Here is a 6509-nt window from a genome sequence, read left to right on the forward strand (position 1 = left end):
CGCTTGACCGTCCTTCCTCGTCGCACTGTATCGCACTGTATCGCTCGGCATCGCTCTGTCGCCGCAGTATTGCCTCAAAGTCTAGGCGCAGCGGTTTTACCCCCGCGATGCAGGTAGCGGGAGGGCTGTTGTTGCTAGCTTATTTGTGCCTTAGATTGTATTGAAGCCAGTCTCGCAGCAGCCTCGAAGCAGCGCGAATCAACCACACACAAGGGGAAGTCCGCGACATGAAATCTCTCAACCTGAAAATTCCGTCCTCCACGGGCGTGGAGCTTGCCGCAACGATGGACCGTCCGGACGGCCCGGCGAAGGCGTACGCCATCTTCGCGCACTGCTTCGCGGGCTCCCGCCACACCCCCGGCGCATCGCGTATTTCCAAGCGCCTGACGGAGCACGGGATTGCCACCGTGCGCTTCGACTTCCCCGGCCTGGGTCAGTCCAAGGGCGAGTTCGCCGAGACCTCGTTTAACCAAAACGTTGATGACATCGTGGCCGTGGCGCAGTGGATGGAGGAGAACTACACCGCCCCGCAGCTCATTATGGGCCACTCGCTCGGCGGCGCGGCAACGCTCAAGGCCGCGACGCGCCCGGAGCTGAAGAAGATGCTCAAGATGGTGGCCACCGTCGGCGCGCCCTTCGATCCCGCCCACTCCGTGTTGCACTACGCCGACAAGATCGGCGAGGCGGATCGCAACGGCTCGGTGCACGTCACGCTGGGCGGCCGCGACCTGGTCATCTCGCGTCACTTCCTCGAGGACCTCGCGGAGACCAATCCGGAGGAGTACCTGGGCAAGATCCGTAAACCGCTGCTGCTGGTGCACTCGCCTATCGACGTCACCGTGGGCATCGACAACGCCCAGTCCATCTTCCAGCTCACCCGCTACCCCAAGTCGCTCATGGCACTGGACAAGGCCGATCACCTGCTCACGCGCCAGGGCACCGCGCAGCGCGCCGCCGACATCATCGGCTCGTGGGCCCAGCAGTACATCGTGCCGGAGTTCACCCCGGAGCCGACGGGCGATTCCAACGCGATCTCCTACTCCGCCCGAGGCACCAAGTACGGCGATGTGGTGCGCACTTCTAACCGCGAGATCACCACGGACCGCGCCAAGAACGCCGGCGGCAAGGGCCAGGGCGTGACGTCCACCGGCCTGTTCATGTCCGCGCTCGCGGCCTCGTGCTCGCAGGCGATCAGGAGCGCGGCCAAGGGCATGAAGCTTGACGACGTCCGCGTGGAAGTCACCCACGACGCCGACACCACCTTCACCCGCCACATCACGCTCTACGGCGACCTCACCGACGAGCAGGTCCAGACGCTGCGCGCAGCCGGCGCCGCGTCCACCGTCGACGGCTACATTGCCGCAGGCGACATCACGACCACGGTAGATACCGCCACCGTCGAGCAGCGCCGCGAGCGCGACAAGCAGCGCTAACGTGGCGGGCGTCAGGCGGCAACAGCCGCGCATCGCGGACATGCAACCGTGCCCCTGCGGCACCGGTAAGCCCTACGCGGCGTGCTGCGGCGCGCTCCACCGGGGCGCCAAGGCACCGACCGCCGAGGCGTTGATGCGCTCGCGCTACACCGCCTTCGTGGGCGGCCTCGCGGACTACCTCCACTCCACCTGGGCGAAGGCAACGCGCCCGGCGTTGTCGAAGCTTCCCTCCGAGGGCCTTGCGTTCAATCGCCTGCAGATTGTGCGCACCCAGGGCGGCTCACTCTTCGATTCCGAGGGCGTGGTCGAGTTTGCGGCCTACTCCCCCGCCGGCGTGCAGCGCGAGGTCTCCCGCTTCGTCCGCGAGGACGGCGCGTGGGTCTACCTGGACGGCGATGTGCAGTAGCAAGGTTTGCCCGCTGACCTGGCAATTTTCCGTTTCGAGTGACAGTGTTGTAATCTAGCCGAGTTACCGCGAATGCAGTAACGGACGGGCTGTGGCGCAGTTTGGTAGCGCACCACACTGGGGGTGTGGGGGTCGCAGGTTCAAATCCTGTCAGTCCGACAATTTTCTTTACGGGGGTTTGGGGGTTCTGAGTCCCCTTGCGGGAACTGTTTCCTTCCACATGCCGCGGAAACATCCACTGCTACGACGCCTGCTGCGTGGCGTCGTAAAGCTCCTCGAGCTCTTTCTGCGCCGCGCGGCACACTTCGTCCTCCCGGCCCTGGGCATTGTACTTCCAGCGACTGATCGAGAGCGCTCCCCGCTCGGTATCCACCTGCGCAGCGCAGCCGCCGTTTGCGCCTTCCGTCACCGTATAGAGCCCCGGCACCGTGGAATCTGGGTGTTCAATCTGGCTGCCACCCAGCGACTTGATTGTGTTCTCTCCTACCGTCGAGATCATGATTCGCCGAGTCTCTTGCGCGGACGGGTCGGCGGTGTTGCACGACATGACGACGCCCGGGTCGCCAAACTCGCTATCAAAGGCCTCGACGCCGGTAATCCCCGCGGCCGCGTATTCCTCTGCTGAGATACCCGTGCAGGGGTCGAAAAGGTTGCCTTTTACCTCATCTGAGTAGAACTCGCCGATTGCGAGGTCTCCGCTGGCAAAATGGAATACCGGCGGCGCGTCGGGTGCCGATTGTTCCTCTGTATCGCTACTGCACGCCGAGACGGCGAGGAACGCCTGCGCGATCATGAGGGCTGCGAGTGCTCGACGATCGTTGGCGCTCATTTACTGCTCCTCCTCATCGGTGTTCACAGCCTTGTAGAGGTTTTCGATTGTCTCCCGCGCGACTTGGCAGCTATCAACATCTTCGCTCCCGAGTCCCTGGGCGGACATCTGCACTTTCAGTCCGCCCCGTTCCGTATCGACTTGTGCGATGCACACTCCAGACAAATCACTGGTGATGGTGTACAAACCGGGAACGACCGATTCTGGGTACTCCAGGTGGTTATCCGAACTTGTCTTGTATCCCGCTTCGCTCCTGCTCCCGCCGGAAATTACGAGGCGTTGTCCGACCTTGTCCTCGTAGAGACCGGTGTCGCACGAGTTGTACCCGGGCACTTGTTGATCGGCCGGCACCGGCCTCACATCCGGAATGCCAGCCGCCTCGTACTCCTCCGGGGAAATCTCCGTGCACGGGTCGAACAGATTGCCCTCGACAGAACTGCTGGAAAACTCCCCGATCGCCAACGTCCCGCTCTTAAACTGAAACTCCGGCACCGTCGGAACTTCCTCCGACGCGCTACACGCGCTCAGCGAGAGCCCGACAACAACCGCTCCCGCGTAACTACCAACCGATGCTCGCATAAGCATCTCCTTACTGCTGAGGCTGAACCAGGTTCGCACTCAGTATCCCGCAGGAGAGGAAGCACCGCCACTTATGTCACACACCGTCCGCGGGAGCGATCCGCGACACAACGGCAGCCGGCTACACGCACACCTTCAGCGCGCCCGCGTCGACGGAGATCTCCACCGCCGTCACCTCACCCACGGGGTCCCCGTCCACTTCGAAGATTTCCGGCTCTGCAAACGAGGCCCGCGCGTAGCTGCCCCGCGAATACAGCAGGTCCGCGAATTCCACCACCGCCGGATCAGGCTTCCGCCCGCGGAGTTTCGCCGCCTTGTTGACCACAAGGTTGAGGCCGATTTTCGCCCACCCGACGGGACCGCGCGGCGCCATGCCGACGGCATCGAGGACGCCGTCGTCCGGCCTGGCCTCAGGCAACAATGGGACCTGATTGATCAACTCTCCGCAGTTGCCAAAGATCAGCGTGTGCAACCGCTGCGAGTGAGCATGGTCCCCGTCCACAACGAAGGACGCCTTGATCCGGTTGCCGCCGCGCAGCGACTTCGCAATCCCGGAGACGTACGCCAACGGACCGATCTTCTTCTTGAGCCTCTCGTCGGTGTACGCGATCATCTGCGCGTCCAGGCCGACGCCAGCCATCACCACGAAGCCGAGACGCTCGTTGGAGCCGTCGGGGCGTGAAAGTTTGGCGCGGCAGACGTCGATACGCTTGTGCTCCCCGCGAAACGCCCGCCGCACGGACTCCTCGAGGCCGAGGTCGAGGCGCAGGTTGCGCGCGAGCAAGTTGCCGGTGCCGGTCGGCACGATGCCCAGCGCGATGCCGGATCCCGCAAGCGACGTGGCGATCTCGCGCACCGTCCCGTCGCCGCCGGCCACCAGTACAAGCTCGACGTCCGGGTGGTGCGCCGCGGCCACCTCCGCCTCGCCGGAATCGTCCGGTGTGGTGCGCACCCACTCGATGTGCCAGCCGTCCGGCGCGTAGCGCTCGACCTGGGAGCGCAGCGTCATCTCATCGATCTTGACCGGGTTGTACACCACAATGGCCGTCCTGGTCGCGTCGTCAGAGTTCTGCATCACAATGCCCAAGCATAGGGCACCTGGCGCACATTACGGGTCCGACACTGAGCCAAACGGCACGCCGAAAAACGCCAGCTGCGTTCGTGTGGCAAATCCTGCAGAGGTCGTCCGCGACGAATCCACCGTGCCGCCCTGCCAAATGTGCGGGCCGCCGTCCACGCGGTAGTGCACCAACGGCGCGTCGCAGCCGTCCCACCGCAGCTCCGTCACGGTGTCTGAAAGCGGCTTTTCCACGTACTCCGCGTCGCAGTGGTTGCGCTCCGCCGCCTCCGCCAGCATTGCCTCGACGGACTCGTACGCCGTGTCGTGGCGCTGGCCGCCGAAGTAGCTCATCACGGAGTCGTTCGTGCCGTGAAAGTCCACGTGCTTAATCGGGATGGAGGAACACCCCTGCGAGACGCGCTGGTAGAACGCCGCCGACACCGACGCCACCGCAGTAAAATCCTGCGGGCGCTGGCAGCCCACGTAGGAGGCGAACCCGCCCCCGTTGGACAGCCCCGTGGCAAACACTCGCGCCTTGTCCACCGAGAATTCGCCTGTCACCTGCTCGCGCACGGCGTCCACGAACGCCAGGTCGTCCCCGCCGGTCGTCTTGGCGTACGGGGCGGGCGCCCACGCCCGGTCCACGCCATCCATGTACACAACGATGGCATCTGCCCCATCGAGCTGCGAGTACTTCCGCATCGACGCCGCGTCCTCCATGTACCCGTGGAACGCAAAGATCAGCGGGAGCCGCGAGCGCTCCCGCGCGCCCGCCGGCAGGCTCAAGAGGAAGCTCCGGTCTCGCTGGCCCACCTTGATCGTGCGCCGTTGCGTCTCCGGCTTGCTCCACGGCTGCACCTCGGCGACCTCGTCCCGCGGAGTGGAGGGCGCGATCAGGTCGGCGTCGACGGCGTCCAGCTGCTCACCGCCCCCACAACCAGCGCTGCTCAGCGCCAGGCCCGCCGCGACGAGCAGCGCCACGAGGCGCCGTGCTGCCATAGTTCCTCCATCCAGATTCGTATCGGTAGATTAGTCCATTATGAAGCCGAGTGGGAAGCAGCAGCCAGCGTTCCGCGACGCACAGCATCGCAGCAGCTCAGCCAGTGCGTTCAACAGCGGTGCAGTGCTTTACGACGCCATCCGGCCCTCCTACCCGCCCTCAGTCCCAGCCCTCATCGCGGACCTTCCCCAGCGCGCCGGCGGCACCCGCATCCTGGACGTCGGCGCCGGCACCGGCAAGCTCACCGAGCTCCTTGGCACCGGCGCCGACTCCGAGTCCACGCGCCGGGTCCTCGCCTGCGACCCGTCCGCTGACATGGTCCGCGTCCTGCGCGACAAGCTGCCCTACGTCCCCGCCTGGCGGGCGACGGCCGAAGCAACCGGGCTGGCCGACGGCGCTGTCGACGCCGTCACTTGCGCGCAAACCTGGCACTGGGTGGACACGGCGACGGCGAGCGCGGAAGCCGCGCGCATCACGAGCCCGGGCGGCAAGCTCCTGCTGTGCTGGAACACCCTTGCCGTCAACCACCCGTGGGTGCTGCGCTTAAGCCGCATCATGCACTCCGGCGACGTCCAGCGCGCCGGGTTCTACCCCGACGTAGCAACCCCGTGGACGCTGGAGGGCGAGGTGCGCGACACCTGGGCGCAGATCGTCACCACCGACGAGTGCTTCGCACTCATGGCCTCGCGCTCGTACTGGCTGCGCGCCAACGAGAAGACGCGCGCGAAGATGGTGGCCAACCTGGACTGGTACCTGCATGACCGCCTCGGCTTCGAGCGCGGCCAGCGCATCCCCCTTCCCTACCGCGCGGACGCGTTTGTGTACGGGAAGGAGGGGTGAGCGGGGGCGTCGATAAGCAAGCGGCCCCTACTTGCGGCGGCGAGGGTTGCGCTCGCGCACGCGCACGGCGATGCGCACCGGCGTGCCGTGGTAGCCGAACTGCTCGCGGAACTTGCGCTCCAGGTAGCGGCGGTAACCGGCGTCCAGGAAGCCGGTGGTAAACAGCACCAGTGTCGGCGGGCGCGTGGTCGCCATCGTGGCGAAGAGCAGCTTGGGCAGGCGGTTGTTCTTCATCGGCGGCGGGTTCGCCGCGATCGCCTCGCGCAGCCAGTTGTTCAGCTGGCCGGTGGAGACGCGCTTGTCCCAGTTCTCCAGCGCCTGCGCCATCGCCGGCTCGAGGCGGTGCAGGCCACGGCCGGTGT

7 protein-coding genes, 1 tRNA gene and 1 pseudogene are annotated in these 6509 nt (G+C 65.6%); 4 read left to right on the plus strand and 5 right to left on the minus strand.

The window, feature by feature from the left end:
• Positions 1–227 precede the first annotated feature (227 nt).
• The 3 genes from EAW56_RS03470 (at position 228) to EAW56_RS03480 (ending at position 1998) form a co-directional block, all read left to right on the plus strand.
• Positions 228–1433 (plus strand): bifunctional alpha/beta hydrolase/OsmC family protein, encoded by a 1206-nt coding sequence (locus EAW56_RS03470; protein ID WP_122085074.1) that lies wholly within the window; start codon positions 228–230, stop codon positions 1431–1433.
• Positions 1434–1473: 40 nt separating this feature from the next.
• Entirely contained in the window at positions 1474–1839 is a 366-nt protein-coding gene (locus EAW56_RS03475; RefSeq protein ID WP_095276797.1) for a YchJ family protein, read from the plus strand.
• 85 nt (positions 1840–1924) lie between these two features.
• A tRNA-Pro gene (locus EAW56_RS03480) sits at positions 1925–1998 on the plus strand.
• Between the two features lie 82 nt (positions 1999–2080).
• On the opposite strand, the gene EAW56_RS03485 is transcribed toward EAW56_RS03480, so the two are convergent.
• The 4 genes from EAW56_RS03485 to EAW56_RS03500 form a co-directional block, all read right to left on the minus strand.
• On the minus strand, positions 2081–2668 hold the full coding sequence (locus tag EAW56_RS03485; protein WP_122085077.1) for a DUF3558 family protein: 588 nt from the start codon (positions 2666–2668) through the stop codon (positions 2081–2083).
• A complete protein-coding gene (locus EAW56_RS03490; protein WP_095536116.1) occupies positions 2669–3247 on the minus strand; it encodes a DUF3558 domain-containing protein in 579 nt (192 codons plus the stop codon).
• Positions 3248–3368: 121 nt separating this feature from the next.
• Positions 3369–4322 carry a diacylglycerol/lipid kinase family protein gene (locus EAW56_RS03495; RefSeq protein WP_244213339.1) on the minus strand — a complete coding sequence of 318 codons (954 nt, stop codon included), beginning with the start codon at positions 4320–4322 and terminating at the stop codon, positions 3369–3371.
• A gap of 33 nt (positions 4323–4355) precedes the next feature.
• Positions 4356–5306, minus strand: a complete 951-nt coding sequence (locus EAW56_RS03500; RefSeq protein WP_122085082.1) for a CE1 family esterase — start codon at positions 5304–5306, stop codon at positions 4356–4358.
• 40 nt (positions 5307–5346) lie between these two features.
• On the opposite strand from EAW56_RS03500, the gene EAW56_RS03505 reads away from it, so the two are divergent.
• Complete coding sequence (locus tag EAW56_RS03505) at positions 5347–6147, plus strand: class I SAM-dependent methyltransferase (protein ID WP_122085085.1); 801 nt, start codon at positions 5347–5349, stop codon at positions 6145–6147.
• 27 nt (positions 6148–6174) lie between these two features.
• On the opposite strand, the pseudogene EAW56_RS03510 reads toward EAW56_RS03505, so the two are convergent.
• A pseudogene (locus EAW56_RS03510) lies at positions 6175–6509 on the minus strand (ribosome biogenesis GTPase Der); the annotation flags it as partial.

It is taken from the genome of Corynebacterium gottingense (assembly GCF_003693265.1).
GTDB lineage: Bacteria > Actinomycetota > Actinomycetes > Mycobacteriales > Mycobacteriaceae > Corynebacterium > Corynebacterium gottingense.

Coding starts and splice junctions, on each gene's coding strand:
- EAW56_RS03500 (WP_122085082.1), bottom strand. CDS start 5,306: ATGGCAGCACGGCGCCTCGTGGCGCTGCTCGTCGCGGCGGGCCTGGCG.
- EAW56_RS03495 (WP_244213339.1), bottom strand. CDS start 4,322: ATGCAGAACTCTGACGACGCGACCAGGACGGCCATTGTGGTGTACAAC.
- EAW56_RS03490 (WP_095536116.1), bottom strand. CDS start 3,247: ATGCGAGCATCGGTTGGTAGTTACGCGGGAGCGGTTGTTGTCGGGCTC.
- EAW56_RS03485 (WP_122085077.1), bottom strand. CDS start 2,668: ATGAGCGCCAACGATCGTCGAGCACTCGCAGCCCTCATGATCGCGCAG.
- EAW56_RS03505 (WP_122085085.1), top strand. CDS start 5,347: ATGAAGCCGAGTGGGAAGCAGCAGCCAGCGTTCCGCGACGCACAGCAT.
- EAW56_RS03470 (WP_122085074.1), top strand. CDS start 228: ATGAAATCTCTCAACCTGAAAATTCCGTCCTCCACGGGCGTGGAGCTT.
- EAW56_RS03475 (WP_095276797.1), top strand. CDS start 1,474: ATGCAACCGTGCCCCTGCGGCACCGGTAAGCCCTACGCGGCGTGCTGC.